Raw genomic sequence first — 19,812 nt, 5'->3', positions numbered from 1 at the left:
AGCAAGAACCCCGCCTCCAAGAACCGTACGAAAGCGTAAACAGCCCTTCATGAACACCGAGTCGCCCTTGTCCGTGGTCCTCGCCGGCGGCGGAACCGCCGGTCATATCAGCCCGCTGCTGGCCATTGCCGGCGCCCTCCGGCAGTCCCGCCCCGGAGTGCAGCTCCTGGCTGTCGGGACTCCAGGAGGGATGGAAGAGCGGCTGGTACCGGCCGCCGGGCTGGACCTCGCCACCATCAGCCGGGTCCCGCTCCCGCGCAAGCCTTCCACGGACCTGCTCCGGCTTCCCGGGCGGATGGCCGGTGCCGTGAAGCAAGCGGGCTCCATCCTTGATGAGGCAGCCGCCGACGTCCTGGTGGGAGTCGGCGGCTATGTGTGCACGCCGATGTACCTCGCGGCCCGGCGCCGGAAGATCCCGATCGTGGTCCACGAGGCCAACACCCGCCCCGGCCTGGCAAACCGGGTCGGCGCACGCCTCGGCGCCCACGTGGCCGTCGCCTTCGCCGCGACCAAACTGGGCCGCGCGCGGCACGTGGGCATGCCCATGCGCCCCGAGATCTCCGGCCTCGACCGCGCTGCCGCCCAGGCCGGGGCGCGGCAGGCGCTCGGACTGGACGCGGACAAACCGACGCTGATCGTCACGGGCGGCTCCTCGGGCGCCCAGAGCATCAACCGGTCCCTCGCCGCGGCCGTCGGAGCCCTCGCCGACGCCGGCGTGCAGACCCTGCACATCACCGGTCGCGGCAAGTCCGTGCACGACGCCGACGGCAAGCCGCTCGCCGCGCCGGGCTACCGGCAGGTGGAATACGTGGACGGCATGGAAACTGTTTACGCCGCGGCTGACCTGCTGCTGGCCCGTGCCGGAGCCGCCACGGTCTGCGAGGTGGCCGCGGTGGGCGTCCCCGCCGTCTTCGTCCCCCTGCCCATTGGCAACGGCGAGCAGGCGCTGAACGCGGCGGGCCTGGTCGCGGCAGGCGGCGCCCTGATCGTCGACGACAAGGCCTTCTCCGCTGACTGGATCCGCGAGAACATCATTCCCCTGCTGCTGGACACGGACAAGCTGGCCCGGATGGCCGCCAGCTCCGAACAGCTCGGGATCCGGAACGCGGACCGGCGCATGGCCGATCTCATCCTCGAAGTCGCGTCCACAAACCAGCACGGCAGGAAGCAGTAAAGCAATGACCCAGCCCCAGCACGGAACCCGTTCCCTGGCATCCCTCGGCCGCGTCCACTTCATCGGCATCGGCGGCGTCGGCATGTCCGCCGTTGCCCGCATCATGGTGGCGCGCGGCATCCCGGTGAGCGGCTCCGACGCCAAGGCGCTGCCCGTCATGGCGGATCTGGCAGCCGCCGGGGCCCGGATCGCCGTCGGCTACGGTCCCGGGAACCTCGGCGACGCCCAGACGGTGGTCGCCGGCTCTGCGATCCGGCCCGACAACCCCGAGCTCGCAGCGGCCCGCGCCGCCGGGCTCCCGGTGCTGCACCGCTCCGAGGCGCTGGCCGCCACCATGGCGGACGACACCGTGGTGGCAGTGGCCGGAACGCACGGCAAGTCCACCACGACCTCCATGATCACGGTGCTGCTGCAGGGCGCCGGACTGGACCCGTCGTTCGCCATCGGCGCCAACGTCCCGGCGCTCGGCGTCAACGCGGCCCACGGCACCTCGGGAATCTTCGTCGCGGAGGCCGACGAGTCGGACGGCTCCTTCCTGAACTACCGCCCCACGATCGCCGTGGTGACCAACGTCGAGCCGGATCACCTGGACTTCTACGGCACCGCCGAGGCCGTCTACGCCTCCTTCGACAGCTTCACGGCCCTGCTCCCGGCGGACGGCGTCATGGTGGCCTGCGCGGACGACCCCGGGGCCAGGGCCCTCGCCGAGCGCACCCTGGCCCGCGGCAACACCCGCGTGGTCCTGTACGGGACGGCGGCCGACGCCGCCATCCGGCTGCACGACGCCGAACCGGGGCGGATGGGGATCTCGACAGCGGCCGGCACCTTCGGCGTCGAACTCCAGGTTCCGGGCCGGCACAACGCGCTCAACGCTGCCGCCGCCTTCGCCGTGGCGGTCGAACTCGGCGTCGCGCCGGAGACCGCGGCTGCGGCACTGGCCCACTTCTCCGGTGCCTCGCGCCGTTTCGAATTCAAGGGGGAAGGGCGGGGCGTCCGCGTCTACGACGACTATGCCCACCACCCCACGGAAGTCCGGGCCGCCCTGTCCGCGGCACGGGCCGTCGCCGGGGAGCACAAGGTGCACGTACTCTTCCAGCCCCACCTGTTTTCCCGGACCCGCGAGTTTGCGCGCGAGTTCGCCGAAGCCCTCAACACGGCGGACACGGCCCTGGTCCTGGACATCTATCCTGCCCGCGAAGATCCCATTCCCGGCGTCACCAGCGGGCTGATCGCCGAGCACCTGGGCTCCGGCGGCCGCCTCGTGGGACCGGGCGGGGAGGCTGTGCAGGCCCTGCTGGCGGACGCCGGACCCGGGGACATCGTCCTGACAGCCGGCGCCGGCGACGTCACGGCCTATGGACCGCTGATTGTCGACGCCCTCACGGTCGAGGCCGCCGGTGCCTAGCACCAGGCGCCCCACCTACCGGGGCGGATCCAACGCTTCCGGAACCGGCGCCCGGCCGCCCGGCGGAGCGGGCACGGATGTCATTTCGGCGGCCAAGAACGCCGAGGACACGGCCGGCGGCAACGCACAGAACCCGCGGAACCCGCAGGGCACATCGGGCAAAGAGCCCGGCAATGTGCTCTCCTTCCCCGAGCCCAAGGGCAAACGCCGCCGGCGCATCGTGCTCAGTACCATCGGCATCGTGGCCGTGCTGATGGCGGGGATCGTCGCAGCCGCCGTGTACTCGCCTGTGCTCGCCCTGCGGACGGTCACGGTGGAGGGCACGAAGATGCTGAACCCGGATCAGGTTCAGGCCGCCCTCGCGCCGCTCCAGGGCAAGCCACTGCCGCAGATCAGCGAGGAGGAGGTCACGGCCCTGCTCAAGCCGCTGGTCCAGGTCAAGGATGTCACCGTAAAGGCGCTGCCGCCCGCCACCTTGCAGGTTCACGTCACCGAGCGCATTCCCGTGGCCCTGGTCAAGCAGGGCAAGACATTCCAGCTGGTGGACGTCGACGGCGTCCAGCTCAGCACCACCGCGGATGCCGCCACGGTATCGCTCCCGGTGATCGACGGCGGCAGCGGGACGCTGCCGAAGGACCTGTTCCAGGCCATCACTGCGGTGCTGGGGGCACTGCCGGCGGATGTGCTGGCGCGGCTCTCCAACGCCTCCGCCGCCTCCGCCGACGCCGTCGAACTCAAACTCGTCGACGGGCAGACAATTGTCTGGGGCAACGCGGGGGAGAAGGAGCTGAAGGCGCGGGTCCTTTCGGCCCTCCTGAAGGTCCCGGCCGATCCGAAGAACCCCGTCAAGGTCTACGATGTCAGCGTGCCCCGGCACCCTGTCACCCGGTAGCTGCGGCCACTTCCGCCGCGCTCCGGGACTCCGGACGTTGCGCCGGCAGGCACACGGATGCGCCCGCGCACACGCCGAGGGGCGTGCGCGGGACGTCCAGCCGCCCGCGGGAGTACATACAGGGGCTATTTACCCGGTATTACCGCGACACGCGGCGCCGGTTATTGAATGTCCCCGGCATAGGAAATACCGTCACAGACATGAGTTACTTGACATAACTATAACCTTCAAGTCGAAGGTTAAGGTTCAAAGCTTCAAGCAGGACTCGACCAGATTTCGCATTAGTACACGAACAAGGGACACGTAACGTGGCAGCTCCGCAGAATTACTTGGCCGTCATCAAGGTCGTCGGCATCGGCGGCGGTGGCGTGAACGCAGTCAACCGCATGATCGAGGTCGGTCTTCGCGGCGTCGAATTCATCGCCATCAACACCGATGCCCAGGCATTGTTGATGAGCGATGCCGACGTCAAACTCGACGTCGGGCGTGAGCTGACCCGTGGTCTCGGTGCTGGCGCGAACCCTGAGGTTGGCCGGCAGGCCGCGGAGGACCACGCCGATGAAATCGAAGAGGTCATCCGGGGCGCGGACATGGTCTTCGTCACCGCCGGCGAAGGCGGCGGAACCGGTACAGGAGGCGCCCCCGTCGTCGCCCGGATCGCCCGTTCCCTTGGCGCCCTGACCATCGGCGTCGTGACGCGTCCCTTCACCTTCGAGGGCCGCCGCCGGGCCGGCTCCGCCGAGGCCGGCATCGACGCACTGCGCGATGAAGTCGACACCCTGATCGTGATCCCGAACGACCGTCTGCTCTCCATCAGCGACCGCAACGTCTCGGTCCTGGATGCGTTCCGCTCCGCCGACCAGGTGCTGCTCTCCGGCGTCCAGGGCATCACGGACCTCATCACGACCCCCGGCCTGATCAACCTCGACTTCGCCGACGTCAAGTCCGTCATGCAGGGTGCCGGTTCCGCGCTGATGGGCATTGGTTCTGCCCGCGGCGAAGACCGTGCCGTCAAGGCCGCGGAACTGGCCATCGCCTCGCCGCTGCTGGAGGCATCGATCGACGGCGCCCACGGTGTCCTGCTCTCCATCCAGGGCGGCTCGGACCTTGGCCTGTTCGAAATCAACGAGGCTGCCCGCCTGGTCCAGGAAGTCGCCCACCCGGAGGCCAACATCATCTTCGGCGCCGTGATCGACGACGCCCTCGGCGACGAGGCACGCGTCACCGTCATCGCAGCCGGCTTCGACGACGTGAAGGCCACCTCGCCGTCCATGGACCAGTCCCTGCCGGCCGCGCCGCAGCGGCCCGCGTCCGCCGCCCCCGCTCCGGCGCAGGCACCCGCCTCCGCCCCGGTGCAGCCGCTGCACGCCACTGTCGGCGCCTCCGGCTACGGCGGCTGGGGCCAGCAGCGTCCCTCAGCCATACCGGCTGACTCGGGCTTCGACGTCGACCTGCCGGCCGTCGTGGAGCCGGACCTGTCCGGCCGGCACTCCGATGACCTGGATGTCCCGGACTTCCTCAAGTAAATCGTTCTGCTTCAGCATGGCACCGCCGCCCGGCGGTGCCATGCTGCTTTGCGGCGGGTTACGGTGGATTGTATGAACGTAGGTATTCCGGACATGTCGATGGCGGTGTTGTGATTGTTTTGCTGGCGGGCTGAAGTCCGGCCGGGCGTGTGGGTGGCCTTCACCGACGCCGGAGCCGGGAACCTGGCACTGCATGTTGGCGACGACCCCGCGGCGGTCCGCCGCCGGCGCGCGGAGCTCGAAGCGGCCGCCGGGCTAGGTGGGCGATCCTTCCGGTACATGAACCAGGTCCACGGCAATGACGTCGCCACGATCGTTGGCTCCACGGCCGCACCGGCGGCAGCGGACGCCGCGGGCCAGGTTCCGGCAGCCCCCACGGCCGATGCCATGGTCTCCCTGACCGAGCCGCTGGCCGTCCTGGTGGCGGACTGTGTGCCGGTGGTACTGGTCGGCGAGGACGCTGCTGGGGCACCCGTCCTCGGGGTCGTCCATGCCGGACGGCCCGGCGTTGCCGCCGAGGTGGTGCCGGCCGCTGTGGCCCGCCTGCGGGAGCTCGGCGCGGACCGCATCAGCGCCTGGGTGGGGCCCTCGGTCTGCGGCCGCTGCTATGAGGTCCCCGAATCGCTGCGCGCGGACGTTGCCGCCACCGTGCCTGCCACCTGGTGCACCACGTCCACCGGCACCCCCGGCCTGGACCTGCCGGCAGGTGTCAGGAGCCAGCTGGAAGCAGCGGGCGTCGCGATCGAATACTCCGGGGGCTGCACCCTCGAGGACAACACCCTGTTCTCCTACCGCCGCAACAGCCACACCGGCCGCTTCGCCGGGCTGGCATGGACGGACGGGACTGACGGGACGCACGGGACGGACGGGAACAGGGCGCATGGCCATGACTGAGCCGGTGGACGTACCGGACACAAACACGTACAGGCCGGTCAACGTGCCGGGGGAGAGCCGGCAGGACGCGCTGGAGGGCCCGCGGCTTGCCCAGCTGGACGCGAACCTCTCGGCCGTCCGCCGCAGGATCGACGCCGCCGTTACCGCCGCCGGCCGCACGGCGACGCCACCACGCCTGATCGTCGTCACCAAGTTCCATCCGGCGCAGGACGTCCGGCGGCTGGCGTCGCTGGGCGTCACCGACGTCGGCGAAAACCGGGACCAGGAGGCCGCGGAAAAGGCGGCGCAGCTCGAAGACCTCGGCCTGAGCTGGCACTTCATCGGCCAGCTCCAAAGCAAGAAGGCCAAGTCCGTGGTGAAGTACGCCGCGTCCGTGCACTCCGTGGACCGGGAAGCCCTGGCTTCCGCACTCGCCAAGGCGATGGCAGCCGAAAGTGAACGCACCGGGCGCCCGCCCCTGGACTGCTTCATCCAGGTCAGCCTGGACGAGGCCTCCGGGGCGCACCGCGGCGGCGCAGCCCCCGACGAGGTCCCGGCACTGGCCGAGCAGCTGGCCGGTGCTGCCGGGCTAAGGCTCGCGGGCGTCATGGCCGTCGCCCCGCTCGGGGCGGATCCGGCGGCCGCCTTCGAAAATCTGGCACGCATTTCCGGGCGGCTGAGAGAACAATTTCCGGACGCCACGGGAATATCCGCCGGAATGAGCCAGGACCTCGAAGAGGCCGTCCGCTTTGGGGCGACACACCTGCGCATTGGCTCCGATATTCTCGGTCCGCGTCCGGCCCTGCGGTAAGTTCGAACGTATTGGAAGGTAATGGCGGGGATTCCAAGGCTATCTAGTCATTAAGCGGCCCGCTTACGGACAAGATTAGGAGTCGACCATGGCTGGCGCTCTGCGCAAGACAATGATCTATCTTGGGCTCGCCGACGGCGACGAACACTACGAGTCTGAGCACCCCACACCGCACAAGGATGAGGACGAATCCATGGAGCAGGACCGCGAGGAACGACGTGCGCCGGCGCCCGTCCGCGAGGTCCCCCGGGAAGAGCCTCACGCCGCTGAAGAGGAATATCGCGCACCTGTGACACCCATCAAGCGTGCGGCATCGAGCCGCGAAGAGACCACCGGACTCCGGCAAATCACTACCATCCACCCGCGGTCGTACAACGACGCCAAACTCATCGGCGAAAGCTTCCGCGACGGCATCCCCGTCATCATGAACGTCACCGACATGGGGGAGGCCGACGCCAAGCGCCTCGTGGACTTCTCCGCCGGACTGGTTTTCGGCCTCCGCGGCAGCATCGAACGGGTGACGAACAAGGTCTTCCTGCTCTCGCCGTCGTACATCGAAGTCATTGGCGATGACAAGAAGGTCAGCGAGACGCAGGCAAGTTTCTTCAACCAGAGCTAGGCCCGAATATTCGGTACGGATGCCAGGCGGGGACACCTGCCTGGCATCCCTGCGGAATTATCCGTGTTGAAATAGAAGTGACACTTTCCTTAGGACACTGCGGTATCCGGAATGAACATGGAGATATGAGTTAGCTCATGGGATTTGTTTTCGGGCTCGTCTATATCGCGCTGTTGCTATTTTTTGTGGCGTTGATCATCCGCCTGGTCTACGACTGGGTGCAGATGTTCGCCCGAAGCTGGCGGCCGCGCGGTTTGGCACTCGTGGCCGCCCATGCTGTGTATTCGGTCACGGACAAGCCCCTCAAGCTGCTCCGCCGGCTCATCCCGCCGCTGCGGCTGGGCGGAATATCGCTGGACATTGGCTTCCTGCTGCTGTTCGTGGCCGTCAGCGTGGCGATGTGGATCGTCAAGGGCCTGGTGTACGCCCAGCCTGTCGCAGCATGAGCCACCGGGCCGAGCAGGGGACTTGCCCGGGCCGAGGCCCAACCGAAAGAAACTCCGGTTTGACACTGCGGTGTTGAATTAGAGGAACCAGACCATATTTAGGTACCGTAGTTTTGACGGCCGGAAGGCCTACTGACTAACTAGACCAACGAGGTGACCAGATGGCTTTGACGCCAGAAGACGTTGTCAACAAGCGCTTTCAGCCGACCAAGTTCCGCGAAGGCTACGACCAGGACGAGGTTGATGACTTCCTGGACGAGATCGTCGTCGAACTTCGGCGCCTGAACCAGGAGAACGACGAGCTCCGCAAGAAGCTCGCCGAATCCGGCGCCGGCACGCCTGCCAGCTCCGCAGCCGCCGCACCCGTGGTGGAGAAGGTCCCGGCGCCCGTCAAGGCCGAGAAGGAAGACACCGCCAAGGCCGAGGCCGAGGCCAAGGCAAAGGCAGCAGCCGCTGAAGCTGCCAAGAAGAAGGAAGCCGAGCAGGCTGCCAAGGCAGCCCAGGCAGTCCAACCGGCACGTAACGCTGCCACCCCGGCTTCCGAGTCCGCCGCCGGCCTGCTGGCCATGGCGCAGCAGATGCACGACAAGCACGTCGCCGACGGCGAGCAGCAGCGGGACAAGATCATCGCTGAAGCCCAGATCGAGGCCAGCAGCCTTGTCAACGATGCGCAGGAAAAGTCCCGCAAGATCCTTGGTGCCCTCGAGCAGCAGCGCTCCGTGCTCGAACGCAAGGTCGAGCAGCTTCGCGGCTTCGAGCGTGACTACCGCTCACGCCTGAAGGCCTACATTGAGGGCCAGCTCCGTGACCTCGATGCCCGTGGCTCCGTTGCGGCCCCTGAGGTCGAGGCCAACAGCTAGGCAAAAGCCAAGTATTCTGAAAGTCGGTGGCTGAGGTTTCCTCGGCCGCCGGCTTTTCATTTTTCCGCAACGTGCCGCCACCGGTCCGGTGCACGGCGCTTGCCGGGTACCCGGCCCCCGGTCTCCGCACTGGCTCCCGAACGAAAGCCCTATGACTGACGCACCATCACCAGACGCCATTCAGCCTGTCGACGCGGCACAGCCCGTGCAGGCCCGGCCGCGCCGGGCCAAGCTGTTTGTCCTGTTCGCTGCCTTCGCGGTGTTCGCCTATGTGTTCGACCAGCTGACCAAGCTCTGGGTAACGAGCACCATGACTGAGGGCGAGCGGATCGCCGTTTTTCCACCGCTGCTGCACTGGTTCTACATCCGCAACTCCGGGGCGGCGTTTTCGATCGGCGAGAACGTCACGTGGGTGTTCACGATCATCATGGCGGCCGTGTCTGTCGCAATCCTGCTGCAGCTGCGCAAGCTCGGCTCGCTCTGGTGGGCGTTGGCGCTGGGACTGCTGCTGGGCGGCGCACTCGGCAACCTGACGGACCGGCTGTTCCGCGAGCCCTCGTTCGCAATGGGCCACGTGGTGGATTTCATCCAGCTGCCAAACTTTGCGATCTTCAACATCGCCGACTCGGCCGTGGTTTCCGCCGTCGTGATTATCTGCCTGCTCACCTTCCGCGGGATCTCCCTGGACGGCTCGCGCCACACGAAGGATACGGTGGCCAAGGATGTCTGAGAACACCCCGGATAACGCGACAGCCGCGGGGCCCTTGCGGTTCACCGTCCCGGAGGACCTGGCCGGTTCCCGCGTGGACGCAGGCCTGGCCAGGCTGATGGACATCTCCCGGTCCCAGGCGGCCGCCCTGATCGCGGAGGGCAACGTCTCCAGCGATGCCAAGCGGGTTGGGAAGTCGCTCAAGCTCACCCCCGGCACCGTGCTCGACGTCGTCGTGCCGGACCGCAGGGACCCCCTGGAAATCGTGGAGGAAGTAGTGGACGACCTGTTGATCCTGCTGGACGATGACGAGTTTGTTGTCATCGACAAGCCGGTGGGTGTGGCAGCCCATCCCTCGCCCGGCTGGGTGGGACCCACGGTGGTCGGTGGCCTCGCCGGTCTCGGCTACCGGATCTCGACGTCGGGCGCCCCCGAGCGCGCGGGCATCGTCCACCGGCTCGACGTCGGGACCTCCGGCGTCATGGTGGTCGCCAAGACCGAAAACGCCTACACCGTGCTCAAGCGGGCCTTCAAGGAACGCACCGTGGACAAGGTTTACCACGCCGTCGTCCAGGGCCTTCCCGACCCGCTGGCGGGAACCATCGACGCGCCCATTGGCCGCCACCCGGGCCATGACTGGCGCTTCGCCGTGATCGAGGACGGCCGTGATTCAGTGACGCACTACGAGGTCCTGGAAGCCTTCGGGAAGGCCTCGCTCGTGGAGGTGCACCTCGAAACGGGCCGCACCCACCAGATCCGTGTGCACTTCGCGGCCCTGCGGCACCCCTGCGCCGGTGACCTCACCTACGGCGCGGACCCGCGGCTGGCCGCCAACCTCGGACTGACCAGGCAGTGGCTGCACGCCCGGGAACTCTCCTTCGACCACCCGCGGACGGGGGAGCGGGTTACCGTCAGCAGCGAGTACCCGCAGGACCTGAAGTATGCGCTCGAGGTCCTGGAATCCGGGAACGCCTGAGCTGTCCGGCGCGGGCGGCCGGATCCACTCCGGTCCCAGTTTGCTCTTAGTTTCCGCGGCGGATCCCGCCGGCCTGTCCGGCAGGTTCCGTTCCGGCCGTCGTGGTTGCACGCCGCCGTCGTGGCACGGCACTAGAATGGTGCGGTGACTTCCAGCAACGACTCGTTTGTCCATCTCCACAACCACACCGAGTACTCGATGCTGGACGGTGCCGCCCGGCTCGGTGAGCTGTTCGACGAAACCGAGCGGCTCGGCATGCCGGCCCTCGCCACGACGGACCACGGCTACCTGTTCGGCGCCTTCGACTTCTGGAAGCGGGCAACCGACCAGGGCATCAGGCCCATCATCGGCGTCGAAGCCTATGTGACTCCCGGGACCGCACGCACGGACAAGACCCGTGTGCGGTGGGGCGAGGAGCACCAGCGCAAGGATGACATTTCCGGCGGTGGCTCCTACACGCACATGACCCTGCTCAGCTACAACAACGTGGGCATGCGGAACCTCTTCCGGGCTTCCTCGATCGCCTCACTGGATTCGGTCTTCGGCAAATGGCCCCGGCTGGACCGTGAGCTGCTGAACACGTACTCGGAAGGGCTCATCGCCACCACCGGCTGCCCGTCCGGTGAAGTCCAGACCCGGCTGCGCCTGGGCCAGTACCGCGAAGCGCTTGAGGCCGCGGCCGAGTTCCGCGACATCTTTGGTGCGGAGAACTACTTCTGCGAGCTCATGGACCACGGCCTGGACATCGAGCGGCGCGTCACCGGTGACCTGCTGCGCCTGGCCAAGGACCTGAACCTGCCGCTGGTGGCCACCAACGACCTGCACTACACGCACGAGCACGACGCGAAGGCGCATGAGGCCCTGCTGGCCATCCAGTCCGGTTCCACGCTCCTGGAGCCGACCTACGACAACGGCGGTTCGCGCTTTGCCTTCTCCGGCAGCGGCTACTACCTGAAGTCACCGCAGGAAATGCGGGAGCTGTTCCGCGACCACCCGGAGGCGTGCGACAACACGCTCCTGATCGCCGAGCGCTGCGAAGTCTCGTTCAACACCGGCGCCAACTACATGCCGCGGTTCCCCTGCCCGGAAGGGGAGGACGAAACGTCCTGGCTGGTCAAGGAAGTCGATAAGGGACTTCAGTACCGCTATCCCAAGGGCATCCCGGACAAGGTCCGCAAGCAGGCCGACTATGAGCTGGAAGTCATCACCTCCATGGGCTTCCCGGGCTACTTCCTCGTGGTGGCCGACTTCATCAACTGGGCCAAGAACAACGGCATCCGGGTCGGTCCCGGGCGCGGCTCCGGTGCCGGCTCCATGGTGGCGTACGCCATGCGCATCACCGACCTTGACCCGCTGCACCACGGCCTGATCTTCGAACGCTTCCTCAACCCGGACCGCGTCTCGATGCCTGACTTCGACGTCGACTTCGATGACCGGCGCCGGTCCGAAGTGATCGATTACGTCACGCGCAAGTACGGTGACGAACGTGTGGCGATGATCGTCACCTACGGCACCATCAAGACCAAGCAGGCCCTCAAGGACTCCTCGCGCGTGCTGGGCTATCCGTTCAGCATGGGCGAGCAGCTGACCAAGGCGCTGCCGCCGGCCGTGATGGCCAAGGACATTCCGCTGGCCGACATTCAGAACTCCCAGTCCAAGCGCTACAGCGAGGCGGGGGACTTCCGCCAGCTGATCAGCACTGACCCGGAGGCCGCCAAGGTCTTCGAGACGGCACTGGGCATTGAGGGCCTGAAGCGGCAATGGGGCGTGCACGCCGCCGGTGTCATCATGTCCTCGGACCCCATCATCGACGTGATTCCGATCATGCGCCGCTTCCAGGACGGCCAGGTCATCACCCAGTTCGACTATCCGACCTCCGAAGGCCTCGGCCTGATCAAGATGGACTTCCTCGGGCTGCGAAACCTGACGATCATTTCCGATGCCCTGGAAAACATCAAAATGAACCGGGGCATCGACCTCGACCTCGAAACCCTTGAGCTGGATGACACGGCGTCCTACGAGCTGCTGGCCCGGGGAGACACGCTGGGCGTTTTCCAGCTCGACGGCGGACCCATGCGCTCCCTGCTCAAGCTGATGAAGCCTGACAACTTCGAAGACATCTCCGCCGTGCTGGCCCTCTACCGGCCCGGACCCATGGGCGCCAACGCGCACACCGACTACGCCCTGCGCAAGAACAAGATCCAAGAGGTCATCCCGATCCACCCGGAGCTGGAGGAACCGCTGTCCGAAATCCTCGGCGGGACCTACGGGCTGATCGTGTACCAGGAGCAGGTTATGGCCGTGGCGCAGAAGCTCGCGGGCTATACCCTGGGCCAGGCGGATATCCTGCGCCGCGCCATGGGCAAGAAGAAGAAGTCCGAGCTGGACAAGCAGTTCGCCGGCTTCTCCCAGGGCATGCAGGACAACGGCTATTCCATGGCCGCGGTCAAGACCCTCTGGGACATCCTGCTGCCGTTCTCCGACTACGCCTTCAACAAGGCCCACTCGGCCGCGTACGGCGTGATCTCCTACTGGACGGCGTACCTGAAGGCGCACTACGCGCCGGAGTATATGGCGGCCCTGCTGACTTCGGTGGGGGACGATAAGGACAAATCGGCCATCTACCTCAACGAATGCCGGCGGATGGGCATCACCGTGCTGCCGCCCGACGTCAATGAGTCAGCCCTCAACTTCACCCCTGTTGGTACTGACATCCGCTTCGGCATGGGCGCCATCCGCAATGTCGGCGTGAACGCCGTCGAAGCCATGGTGGTGGCGCGCGAAAAAGAAGGCGCCTACACGTCCTTCAAGGACTACCTCATGAAGGTCCCCGCGGTGGTCTGCAACAAGCGGACCATCGAATCGCTGATCAAGGCCGGTGCCTTCGACTCGCTGGGACACCACCGCCGGGCCCTGGCCATGATCCATGAAGAGGCGATCGACTCCGTCATCACGCTCAAGCGCAACGAGGCGATTGGCCAGTTCGACCTCTTCGCCGGCTTTGAGGACCAGGAGCCCGAGGCGTCGCTCAGCACGGAAGTCCCGGACCTGCCGGAATGGGAGAAAAAGGACAAGCTGGCGTTCGAGCGCGACATGCTGGGCCTCTACGTCTCCGACCACCCGCTGCAAGGTTTGGAAGGGCTCCTGAGCCAGCACGCGGACCGGTCAATCACCTCGATCATCGCCGAAGACGGCCCGCCGGACGGCTCGATCGTGACCATCGCGGGAATGATCACCTCGCTCAGCCGAAGGATCGCCAAGGCGAGCGGCAACGCCTACGCCCGCGCCGAAATCGAGGACCTCGCCGGTTCCATGGAGGTCATGTTCTTCGGCCAGGTCTACGGCCCCATCGCCTCGGTGCTCGCGGAGGACCTGATTGTGGTGGTCAAGGGCCGCCTGCAACGGCGCGACGACGGCGCCGTCACCTTGAACTGCATGGAACTTTCCGTGCCGGACCTCAGCGACAGCCAGAACGGGCCCGTAGTGATCACCATGGCCACGCACAAGGCCACCGAGGCCGTGGTCACTGAGCTGGGCGACGTGCTGCGCACCCACCGCGGAAACTCCGAGGTCCGGCTGCACCTGCAGGGCGACACTCGGGTGGAGGTCATGGGCCTGCCGGTGCATTTGCGCGTCAACCCGAGCCCGTCGCTGTTCGGCGATTTGAAGGTGCTGCTGGGCCCGACGTGCCTGGATAACTAGCCGCAGTCACTAACGCATGCCGCTAGCCCCGGTCACCGGTGCCGGCGCTAGCCCCGGTCACTAGCGCCGGCGACTAGCCCGGTCACCAGTGCCGGCCAGCGGTCCCTAGATCTCGTAGTCGAGCGGAACCGGCTGGCTGTACGCCCCGGAGTGGTAGAGCAGGGGAACGCCGTCGTCGCCGACCTGGCCCTCCACCACCTCGACCACCACAACGGCGTTGTTCTCAAAGGAGAGCCGCATCTGGACCTTGCCGATCAGCCAGCCGCTGACTCCCTTGAGCACGGGCACCTCATGGGGTCCGAGCTCCCAGTGGTCGCCGTCGAACCGGTTGCCGGCCCGGGCGAAGCGGTCGGCGAGCTCCTGGTTTTCCAGCCCGAGCATGTGCACGCCAATGTAGGTTGTGTTCGCCACAGCCGGCCACGAGCTGGAGGTCCTGGCCATGTTGAACGTGAAGCGCGGCGGCTTGGCGGACAGCGAGGCCACGGAGGTTGCCGTGAATCCGAACGGTACGCCGTTGTGGTTGGCCGTGATGATGGCCACGCCCGCCGCGTGCCGACGGAACATTTCCTTGAACGTCCCCTCGAAAACTCCTTCATCTGTGGCCACTGCGATCCAACTCCCTGCTGCACGTGCGTGTCATACTTCCTACTCTGCCAGCGTATTCCGCAGGGAATCGAGTATGGCATTTTGATTACTTCCGCCGTCATGTGCTGCCGGGCTTCGTCATGCGCCGGCGGAATCCTTGTTACGGTTTGTTGCATGACACAGCCCGCAGTAGACGGCCCCGTCCACCACGCCGGGGAGCCCGCGCAGCCGCTCCGGCCCGCGTCTCCCGAGCAGCAGGGCGGACCCGGCGGAAACCCGTGGCGCAAGGCCGCGGTCATCGCGGCCGCCGGTGTCCCGGTGGGGTTGCTCTGGTGGCTGCTGGCGCCGTCGGGCCTGAATCTCCTGACGGGAGACCCGGACCTCGCCGCCGGCACCAACACCGCAACCTGGCTGCCCAGGGACCTGGTGCTGGCAGGGCTGTGCCTGCTCGCAGGGTGCATCGCCGGGTCGTTCGTCGCCGGCACCAAGCACCACCAGCCCGGCCCCGGAACCGTCATCCTGGTGGTCCTGGCCGGCGCCGCAGGTGCGCTCATCGCGTGGGGAACCGGCGTGCTCAGCGCCCAGTGGTGGGGAGCGCCGGCGGATACCTCCGCCAGCGCCAGCGTCGCCTTCTCACTGCGCTCCTATGCGGTCCTCGCCATCTGGCCCGCGGCGATCGCCCTGGCCATCTTCCTGAACAGCCTCTTCCCGGGCTCCGGCGGCAAAGCCCGCCGCTGACGCCAGTGCCGGCGCGCCGGGGCAGGGCACGTAAAATGATCGGGTGAGCCTAACTCCTGACAGCCCCGTGACCCCGATGACCGCCGCCCTCAACTTCCGCACGGTGGACGTGCGCGGTGCGCAACTGTCCCTCGCCGGACTCCGCGCTGCCGTGCCCCGGGCACAGTCCGGCACCATGGCGGACGCCGAGGGCAAGGTCCTGGACATCATCGCCGCTGTCCGCACGCGCGGCTTCGGCGCACTCCGGGAGCTGGCCCTTGCCTTCGACGGCGTCGAGCAGGCGCATCCCCGCGTCCCGGCCGAGGCGCTGCGTGCGGCCCTTGAGGGCCTGGACCCCGCCGTACGCGCGGCACTCGAGGAATCCATCAAGCGGGCCCGCGCCTTCGCCGACGCCCAGCGCCCGGCGAACATCGACGTCGAACTGGGCGTTGGCGCCGTCGTGAGCCAGAACTGGGTTCCGGTGGCGCGTGTGGGGCTGTACGTCCCCGGCGGCCTGGCGGTCTACCCGTCCTCGGTGATCATGAACGTGGTCCCGGCCCTGGCCGCCGGCGTCGAATCGATTGCCCTGGCATCGCCGCCGCAAAAGGACTTCGGCGGCCTCCCGCACCCCACAATCCTGGCGGCGGCCTGCCTGCTGGGCATCGAGGAGGTCTACGCGATCGGCGGGGCGCAGGCCATCGCCGCCTTCGCCTACGGCATCCCGGCCGACGCGTCCGGCGGCGGCAACCTCCCCGGGATCGACCCCGTGGATGTCGTGACCGGTCCGGGCAACATCTTCGTGGCAACTGCCAAGCGCCTGGTCAAGGGGGTCGTGGGGATCGATTCCGAGGCCGGCACCACGGAGATTGCGATCCTCGCGGACTCCACCGCCAGTCCCGCCCTCGTGGCCGCGGACCTCATCAGCCAGGCAGAACACGATCCCAAGGCGGCATCGGTTCTCTTCACCGATTCAGAGGCCCTCGCCGCCGACGTCCGCGTGGAGCTTGAGCGGCAGGCCGCAGCCACCAAGCACTCCAGCCGCGTCCGCGAGGCACTCTCCGGTCCGCAGTCCGGCGTGGTCCTGGTCGAGGACCTGGCGCAGGGCATCGCCGCCTGCGACGCGTACGCCGCGGAACACCTTGAAATCATGACCGCCGATGCTGCCCGGGTGGCCAGTCGGATCCGCAGCGCCGGCGCGATCTTCGTGGGCGACTACAGCCCGGTGAGCCTGGGCGACTACTGCGCAGGCTCCAACCACGTGCTGCCCACCAGCGGCACGGCGGCTTTCTCCTCGGGACTGAACGTGACAACGTTCCTGCGCGCCATCCAGGTCATCAACTACACCCGGTCCGCGTTGGAGCAGGTCAGCGGCCACATCGTCAGCCTCTCCGGCGCGGAGGACCTGCCCGCGCACGGCGAGGCCGTCACGGTGCGGTTCGCCGCCCGGTAGCAGGCACAGACCACTACATGTAGTAATTACAGGCTTGTTATTCAGCTACATGTAGTCGTAAACTGGGGACACAGGGCAGCGCCGACTGCACTGATACAGCATTGAAACAGCATTGACGCCGCGGATTGCGACAGGGGAGGAACCGACATGTATTGCCCGTTCTGCCGAAACCCTGATTCGCGCGTCGTGGACAGCCGGATCGCCGACGACGGTTCCGCCATCCGGCGCCGCCGTCAGTGCCCCGAATGCGGCCGACGGTTCACCACGGTGGAGACCACCAGCCTGACCGTCATCAAGCGCTCCGGCGTCGGTGAGCCATTCAGCCGCAGCAAAGTCATCAACGGCGTCCGCAAGGCCTGCCAGGGCCGTCCGGTCACGGAGGACGATCTCGCCCTGCTGGCGCAGGAAGTCGAGGAGGCGATCCGGGGCTCCGGCGCCGCCGAAATCGATGCCCACGAAGTCGGGCTGGCGATCCTGGAGCCGCTGCAGCGTCTCGACGAGGTCGCCTACCTGCGGTTCGCCAGCGTCTACCAGGCCTTCGAATCGCTGGAGGACTTCGAATCGGCGATTTCCCTGCTTCGCCACGAGGCGGAGACCAAGGGCCGGGACGGCAAGAGCCCGGACAAACGTCCGCTCCAAGCGCCGTCGTAGATTCAGTTCCGTCGTAGTTTTTGATTCTCGTGTCTTAGTGACTGTGTCCTAGGATCCACACCACAGACTCCGGTGGTGGCAGCGGAGGGGAAGCCGCTGCCACCACCGGCTCCACCAAAAATATTGAGCTATCACTCCGGGGCGTTCCCAGCGTTCAGAACGACCCGGAGTGATAGCTCAATTGGCTTTTACAGCTCAATGGCCTTTATTTGGCCAGTTTGTGCTTCAGCGCGATCTCGATGGCCGCGCCCACGATCCCGGCGTCATTCTTCAGTTCGGCCGGGACGATCGGAGTGCGCAGCTTCATGCGCGGCAGGTACTCGTCGGCGCGCTTGGAGATGCCGCCACCCACGATGAAGAGTTCGGGGGAGAACAGGAACTCCACGTGGGAGAAGTAGCGCTGCAGCAGCACGCTGTACTGTTCCCAGCTGAGGCCCTCGCGCTCACGGGCCACGGCCGAGGCTTTGGTCTCGGCGTCGAAGCCGTCGATCTCCAGGTGGCCAAGTTCGGCGTTGGGAACCAGCTTGCCGTCGAAGATGAAGGCGGAACCGATGCCGGTGCCAAGGGTGATCACCAGGACGGTGCCGGCGATCCCCTCGCCGGCACCGAAGCGGGCCTCGGCGAGGCCGGCGGCGTCGGCGTCGTTGATGACCTCTACGGGGCGGCCCAGACGTGCCGTGAGCATGGCATCGATGTCGGCTTCCAGCCAGGACTTGTCCACGTTCGCGGCCGAGTGGACCACGCCGTGCTGAATGATGCCGGGGAAGGTGACACCCACGGGGCTGCTGGCGTCGGGGGCGCCGGCACGTGCCGTGAGCTCGGCGACAACCTGCGCGACGACTTCGGCCACGGACTCGGGGGTGGAGGGCTGTGGCGTGGGGAAGCGCACGCGGTCGCCGATCAGCTTCCCCTTCTTGAGGTCCACGATCCCGCCCTTGATACCGGTCCCGCCGATGTCAATGCCGATCAGAGGGGCGTTCTTCTTCGACTTCTCGTCCTTCTTGGCCAAATTCGTTCCGTTCGTGGCAGGGGCGGGCGGTAGGGACCGGACAGGGCCGGCTGGTGCAGAGCGGGATGTTCGGGGAAATAGCGTGTGGAGCGGGACAGTCAGGGCAGCGTGAGGACCTCGGCACCGGACTCCGTGACGAGTAGGGTGTGCTCGAACTGGGCAGTGCGCTTGCGGTCGCGGGTCACGACGGTCCATTCATCGGCCCACATGTCCCAGTCAACGGTGCCCAGGGTCAGCATTGGCTCGATCGTGAACACCATACCGGTTTCGATGGTGGTGTTGTACGCGGGCGCGGCGTCGTAGTGCGGAATGATCAGCCCGGTGTGGAAAGCTTCGCCGACTCCGTGTCCGGTAAAGTCGCGGACCACGCCGTAGCCGAAGCGTTTTGCGTAGGACTCGATGGTCCGGCCGATCACGTTGATTTCGCGTCCCGGAGCTACGGCCCGGATGGCGCGGTTCAGCGATTCCCGGGTGCGCTCGACGAGGAGCCGGGATTCCTCGTCGACATCGCCGACCAGGAACGTGTAGTTGGTGTCGCCATGAACGCCGCCGACGAAGGCCGTGATGTCGATGTTGAGGATGTCGCCGTCCTGGATCACGGTGCTGTCCGGGATCCCGTGGCAGATGACCTCGTTGAGGGAGGAACACAGGGACTTCGGAAAACCCCTGTAGCCGAGGGTGGAGGGGTACGCGTTGTGGTCCAGCAGGAACTCGTGGCCAACCCGGTCCAGATGGTCGGTGGTGACGCCGGGTTCGATTTGCTTGCCGACCTCCACGATGGCCTGGGCAGCGATCTTGGAGGCGAACCGGATCTTTTCGATGGTCTCTGCCGACTTGACCTCTGAGCCTGTGAACTTTGCCGGAGCCGGCTTGCCCACATATTCCGGACGCGGGATGGAGGGCGGTACGGGAAGCTGCGGGCTCACTGTCCCCGGGACAAGCGTGCCGATGGGTGCAGTCGAGGCTAGAGAAGGCATAGATTGATCATATAAGGTGCCGGAACAGCTCGGAAAACAGAGTCCGGAAAACAGAGTCCGGAAAATAGGGCCCGGAAAATACATCCGGAAAGAGCAGCAAAAACAGCAGGAAAACAGCTGGAAAAACAGTGAAGGAACCCCGATGCCCGAATACTGGTACAACGTCAACACTCACGAGATCGAGGAAGACGCGATGTCCGACTGGAGTCAGTTGATCGGACCGTACAAGACCCGTGAGGAAGCCGAACACGCCCTGGAGAAGGTCAAGGCGCGTAACGAGGCGTGGGAAAAGGACGAGGACGACTAGCCTGTTTCGGCCTGCCGCGCAGGTGGGGGCATCCGCTGGCAATCGCAGACCGGACAACGCGCACGGGGGCTGATTTTTCTCAGCCTGTCATTCTCACCCTGCGAGGGTGAGTGCCAGCCGGTT

19 protein-coding genes are annotated in these 19,812 nt (G+C 66.7%); 16 read left to right on the top strand and 3 right to left on the bottom strand.

Going from position 1 to position 19,812, the window contains the following annotated elements:
* The first annotated feature begins 49 nt into the window (after positions 1-49).
* The 12 genes from murG (at position 50) to dnaE (ending at position 13,993) form a co-directional block, all read left to right on the top strand.
* Positions 50-1,174: an undecaprenyldiphospho-muramoylpentapeptide beta-N-acetylglucosaminyltransferase gene (gene murG / locus LQV16_RS15170; protein ID WP_229994731.1), complete on the top strand. Its 1,125-nt coding sequence runs from the start codon at positions 50-52 to the stop codon at positions 1,172-1,174.
* 4 nt (positions 1,175-1,178) lie between these two features.
* A complete protein-coding gene (gene murC, locus LQV16_RS15165; protein ID WP_229994730.1) occupies positions 1,179-2,579 on the top strand; it encodes a UDP-N-acetylmuramate--L-alanine ligase in 1,401 nt (466 codons plus the stop codon).
* Positions 2,572-3,471: an FtsQ-type POTRA domain-containing protein gene (locus LQV16_RS15160; protein WP_229994729.1), complete on the top strand. Its 900-nt coding sequence runs from the start codon at positions 2,572-2,574 to the stop codon at positions 3,469-3,471. Before murC ends, LQV16_RS15160 begins: the two co-directional genes overlap by 8 nt.
* Positions 3,472-3,779: 308 nt before the next feature.
* The gene (gene ftsZ / locus LQV16_RS15155) at positions 3,780-4,997 is read left to right on the top strand and encodes a cell division protein FtsZ (protein ID WP_229994728.1); all 1,218 of its coding nucleotides are present in this window, start codon (positions 3,780-3,782) and stop codon (positions 4,995-4,997) included.
* 114 nt (positions 4,998-5,111) lie between these two features.
* Entirely contained in the window at positions 5,112-5,891 is a 780-nt protein-coding gene (locus LQV16_RS15150) for a polyphenol oxidase family protein (RefSeq protein WP_229994727.1), read from the top strand.
* Positions 5,884-6,681: a YggS family pyridoxal phosphate-dependent enzyme gene (locus LQV16_RS15145; RefSeq protein ID WP_229994726.1), complete on the top strand. Its 798-nt coding sequence runs from the start codon at positions 5,884-5,886 to the stop codon at positions 6,679-6,681. Before LQV16_RS15150 ends, LQV16_RS15145 begins: the two co-directional genes overlap by 8 nt.
* Positions 6,682-6,769: 88 nt before the next feature.
* Positions 6,770-7,300: a cell division protein SepF gene (gene sepF, locus LQV16_RS15140; RefSeq protein WP_026266243.1), complete on the top strand. Its 531-nt coding sequence runs from the start codon at positions 6,770-6,772 to the stop codon at positions 7,298-7,300.
* A 137-nt stretch (positions 7,301-7,437) separates the two neighbouring features.
* Positions 7,438-7,746: a YggT family protein gene (locus LQV16_RS15135; protein ID WP_229994725.1), complete on the top strand. Its 309-nt coding sequence runs from the start codon at positions 7,438-7,440 to the stop codon at positions 7,744-7,746.
* 161 nt (positions 7,747-7,907) lie between these two features.
* On the top strand, positions 7,908-8,606 hold the full coding sequence (locus tag LQV16_RS15130) for a DivIVA domain-containing protein (protein WP_229994724.1): 699 nt from the start codon (positions 7,908-7,910) through the stop codon (positions 8,604-8,606).
* Between the two features lie 151 nt (positions 8,607-8,757).
* Positions 8,758-9,336 (top strand): signal peptidase II, encoded by a 579-nt coding sequence (gene lspA / locus LQV16_RS15125; protein WP_229994723.1) that lies wholly within the window; start codon positions 8,758-8,760, stop codon positions 9,334-9,336.
* Positions 9,329-10,291 (top strand): RluA family pseudouridine synthase, encoded by a 963-nt coding sequence (locus LQV16_RS15120; protein WP_229994722.1) that lies wholly within the window; start codon positions 9,329-9,331, stop codon positions 10,289-10,291. Before lspA ends, LQV16_RS15120 begins: the two co-directional genes overlap by 8 nt.
* 144 nt (positions 10,292-10,435) lie before the next feature.
* Positions 10,436-13,993: a DNA polymerase III subunit alpha gene (gene dnaE, locus LQV16_RS15115; protein WP_229994721.1), complete on the top strand. Its 3,558-nt coding sequence runs from the start codon at positions 10,436-10,438 to the stop codon at positions 13,991-13,993.
* A 105-nt stretch (positions 13,994-14,098) separates the two neighbouring features.
* Here dnaE and LQV16_RS15110 read toward each other — a convergent pair whose 3' ends face one another.
* Positions 14,099-14,557 (bottom strand): flavin reductase family protein, encoded by a 459-nt coding sequence (locus LQV16_RS15110; RefSeq protein ID WP_018772361.1) that lies wholly within the window; start codon positions 14,555-14,557, stop codon positions 14,099-14,101.
* A gap of 195 nt (positions 14,558-14,752) precedes the next feature.
* Here LQV16_RS15110 and LQV16_RS15105 point away from each other — a divergent pair, with 195 nt between their 5' ends.
* The 3 genes from LQV16_RS15105 (at position 14,753) to nrdR (ending at position 17,396) form a co-directional block, all read left to right on the top strand.
* A complete protein-coding gene (locus LQV16_RS15105; protein ID WP_229994720.1) occupies positions 14,753-15,316 on the top strand; it encodes a hypothetical protein in 564 nt (187 codons plus the stop codon).
* 43 nt (positions 15,317-15,359) lie between these two features.
* A complete protein-coding gene (hisD, locus tag LQV16_RS15100; protein ID WP_229994719.1) occupies positions 15,360-16,745 on the top strand; it encodes a histidinol dehydrogenase in 1,386 nt (461 codons plus the stop codon).
* Positions 16,746-16,892: 147 nt separating this feature from the next.
* Complete coding sequence (gene nrdR, locus LQV16_RS15095) at positions 16,893-17,396, top strand: transcriptional regulator NrdR (protein WP_229994718.1); 504 nt, start codon at positions 16,893-16,895, stop codon at positions 17,394-17,396.
* A gap of 205 nt (positions 17,397-17,601) precedes the next feature.
* On the opposite strand, the gene ppgK is transcribed toward nrdR, so the two are convergent.
* Complete coding sequence (gene ppgK, locus LQV16_RS15090; RefSeq protein ID WP_229994717.1) at positions 17,602-18,405, bottom strand: polyphosphate--glucose phosphotransferase; 804 nt, start codon at positions 18,403-18,405, stop codon at positions 17,602-17,604.
* A 98-nt stretch (positions 18,406-18,503) separates the two neighbouring features.
* Complete coding sequence (map, locus tag LQV16_RS15085; protein WP_229994716.1) at positions 18,504-19,382, bottom strand: type I methionyl aminopeptidase; 879 nt, start codon at positions 19,380-19,382, stop codon at positions 18,504-18,506.
* A 142-nt stretch (positions 19,383-19,524) separates the two neighbouring features.
* On the opposite strand from map, the gene LQV16_RS15080 reads away from it, so the two are divergent.
* Positions 19,525-19,689 (top strand): SPOR domain-containing protein, encoded by a 165-nt coding sequence (locus LQV16_RS15080; protein ID WP_139164280.1) that lies wholly within the window; start codon positions 19,525-19,527, stop codon positions 19,687-19,689.
* Positions 19,690-19,812 lie beyond the last annotated feature (123 nt).

The sequence above is a fragment of the Arthrobacter sp. Bi26 genome (assembly GCF_918697925.1).
Classification (GTDB): Bacteria; Actinomycetota; Actinomycetes; order Actinomycetales; family Micrococcaceae; genus Arthrobacter.
This window is presented reverse-complemented; position numbering and strand designations above follow the sequence as displayed.

Coding starts and splice junctions, on each gene's coding strand:
- murG (WP_229994731.1), top strand. CDS start 50: ATGAACACCGAGTCGCCCTTGTCCGTGGTCCTCGCCGGCGGCGGAACC.
- murC (WP_229994730.1), top strand. CDS start 1,179: ATGACCCAGCCCCAGCACGGAACCCGTTCCCTGGCATCCCTCGGCCGC.
- LQV16_RS15145 (WP_229994726.1), top strand. CDS start 5,884: ATGACTGAGCCGGTGGACGTACCGGACACAAACACGTACAGGCCGGTC.
- sepF (WP_026266243.1), top strand. CDS start 6,770: ATGGCTGGCGCTCTGCGCAAGACAATGATCTATCTTGGGCTCGCCGAC.
- LQV16_RS15135 (WP_229994725.1), top strand. CDS start 7,438: ATGGGATTTGTTTTCGGGCTCGTCTATATCGCGCTGTTGCTATTTTTT.
- LQV16_RS15130 (WP_229994724.1), top strand. CDS start 7,908: ATGGCTTTGACGCCAGAAGACGTTGTCAACAAGCGCTTTCAGCCGACC.
- lspA (WP_229994723.1), top strand. CDS start 8,758: ATGACTGACGCACCATCACCAGACGCCATTCAGCCTGTCGACGCGGCA.
- LQV16_RS15120 (WP_229994722.1), top strand. CDS start 9,329: ATGTCTGAGAACACCCCGGATAACGCGACAGCCGCGGGGCCCTTGCGG.
- LQV16_RS15110 (WP_018772361.1), bottom strand. CDS start 14,557: ATGTTCCGTCGGCACGCGGCGGGCGTGGCCATCATCACGGCCAACCAC.
- LQV16_RS15105 (WP_229994720.1), top strand. CDS start 14,753: ATGACACAGCCCGCAGTAGACGGCCCCGTCCACCACGCCGGGGAGCCC.
- nrdR (WP_229994718.1), top strand. CDS start 16,893: ATGTATTGCCCGTTCTGCCGAAACCCTGATTCGCGCGTCGTGGACAGC.
- map (WP_229994716.1), bottom strand. CDS start 19,382: ATGCCTTCTCTAGCCTCGACTGCACCCATCGGCACGCTTGTCCCGGGG.
- LQV16_RS15080 (WP_139164280.1), top strand. CDS start 19,525: ATGCCCGAATACTGGTACAACGTCAACACTCACGAGATCGAGGAAGAC.